Source organism: Psychrobacter sp. T6-1 (genome assembly GCF_052258445.1).
Genome location: NZ_JBQQFC010000370.1, coordinates 1 through 2112 on the forward strand (window position 1 = coordinate 1; position 2112 = coordinate 2112).

Genomic DNA, 2112 nt, shown 5'->3' on the forward strand with positions numbered 1-2112 from the left:
ACCTGAATATATTGTTAAGACGACTGTGCCCGCGCAGCAAGCACTACTTGATATCAAGTCAATTGAGAGCTGGGCACACGAGACGCCTTGGGCAGGATTAGAAATCGTTCAGCACACGCCAAAGCTGGGTAAACGTCATGCACAGGTGGAGTTTAAGGCCTATTATAATGAAGCTAATAAAATGGATGACTTGCAAGCCCATCATGAGCGCTCTACCTTTGTAAAAGTTAAAAACAAAGCAGATAACACTGAGCGCTGGTATTTTTTAGATCCGACAGTAGATATGAGTGTTAGTCAAAAACAGCCCTGTATTTGCGGGTCTGGGGAGAAGTTTAAAAGGTGTTGTGGGGTTTATTTGGGGTAGGTTCTAAAGTAGTTTATCTAGCCTATAGAGATTATATAACTTCTCAAGCTGAGGTAAATGTTTGTCGTTAGACAGTAATTCAATATTATTAACCTTAGCTGTGGCGAAATGGAATATATCAAACTGACGCTTATCAATATTTTTATTAATATTGTTGTTATCTGACTCAAACTTATCTAATCGGTATAAATCAGCAGCTAGATCTGCGACGTCTTGACTGATATCTAAAGTAGTAAACTGGTTCATAAGATGAACGTACTTTTTTACATCATTTTCTTGTTTTTTCCATAGAAAATACCTCAGAAATTCGTAACGGATAAGTGGCGTTATCACTACTTCGACATTGTTTGATGCTATTTCAGCACGTAAAGTTTTTAATTTTTGCAATAAGTTAGCATCATTTTTATCGACTTTACCTTCTAATAGATAAATTAAGTAATTGGCATCAAGCAATAACTCTTTTTCACTCATTATTGCCCTGCCTCTAGCTGTTTAATTTTTTCATCTAATAAACTGAGCAGCATCTGTTTGGCTTCTGCTTGCTGAGGTGCGTTTTCACGTTCCAGCTTGAGTTTATTAATATCGATATCAAAGGCATCTTTTAATAAGTCTATAAAGGCAGCATTATTAGGATGTTCTATTAGCTCTGTCTTTACTACGCCATCTTTTTTATCGCGATATAGCTCATAGGCTTCACCATGTTGCAATTGGCTCAAGACAATAGCGGAATGAGTCGTGATATAAAAGGTGGTATTAGGGAACAGACGCTTTAAAGTAGGGATGATCGTCGCTTGCCATTTGGTATGCAGATGACTTTCAATTTCATCGATAAATACCACGCCTTTTACATGAGCGATATTAGTTTCATTAGTGAAATAGCTATAGCCTGCAATGATAGATTGCATGATTTTGAGTATGGATGCAAAGCCGCTGGAAAGCTCTGAGAGTTCTGTTTTATTGTCAGCAATCTTGATAAATACTCGGTTACTTCCTGAGATTTCAAGAAACTTACTATCGATTCGTTCATCTACTTTATTAAGTAGGTCTAGCAACGTCGTAATTTCTACTTCTCGGTTATCCTCGGCAGCTTGATAAGGATTAGCAGATTGTGCACGCTGAATTATCCATTGATTTAATAATTCACCCATTCCTAAGCTATACATTTTTTCACTATTCAAAGTCGAAAAACTTTCATCAATATATTTTTTTAAACGAGTATCTCGAGTACCAATGTTCTTATTTACATCTATTTTTTCGTAATCAATGGTTCCACGATTCAAAGCACCAATCATGACTACAGCTGAATTATGACTTTCGAAGCCCTTTAAGCTTTTATCAGAGATATCATTAAATGTACGTCCATCAGAAATTATATTGTTAAATGCAAATAGTTCATTACTAATAGTACTGGCATAAAGAAGTCCGTTGGTAGTGAAGCATAGAGTAAACAAAGCCTCTAAACACTTCGTCTTGCCAATGCCATTTTCACCAATCAGACAATACACTCTTTGCTCAGGCTCAAAGCGAAGATGCACATCCCCTACGCCTACCAGTTGCTTAATTTGAATGTCGTTGCCTAACATAGCGACCTCTAACTTCAATTTATCAATTGTTTTGATAATGAAACAATTAGCTTAAGAGTACAAGTAAAGCCTGCATTTAAATTATCCTTAAACACTCGCCCCAACTGCCCGTGCAATGGCAATCCCCTCCTCAACCGTCAAAAACTTACGCTGGCTTGGGCTGTT

General features: G+C 37.1%; 3 protein-coding genes. 1 reads left to right on the forward strand and 2 read right to left on the reverse strand.

The annotated features are described in order from the left end of the window. A partial coding sequence (locus ACTXGO_RS12860; protein WP_443574805.1) for a YchJ family protein occupies positions 1 to 364 on the forward strand: 364 nt, incomplete at its 5' end. A 3-nt stretch (positions 365 to 367) separates the two neighbouring features. On the opposite strand, the gene ACTXGO_RS12865 is transcribed toward ACTXGO_RS12860, so the two are convergent. Both ACTXGO_RS12865 and ACTXGO_RS12870 read right to left on the reverse strand, forming a co-directional pair. Then, positions 368 to 835: a type II toxin-antitoxin system VapC family toxin gene (locus tag ACTXGO_RS12865; RefSeq protein ID WP_443574806.1), complete on the reverse strand. Its 468-nt coding sequence runs from the start codon at positions 833 to 835 to the stop codon at positions 368 to 370. After that, positions 835 to 1947, reverse strand: a complete 1113-nt coding sequence (locus ACTXGO_RS12870) for an AAA family ATPase (protein WP_443574807.1) — start codon at positions 1945 to 1947, stop codon at positions 835 to 837. The genes ACTXGO_RS12865 and ACTXGO_RS12870 overlap by 1 nt, the downstream gene beginning before the upstream one ends. Positions 1948 to 2112 lie beyond the last annotated feature (165 nt).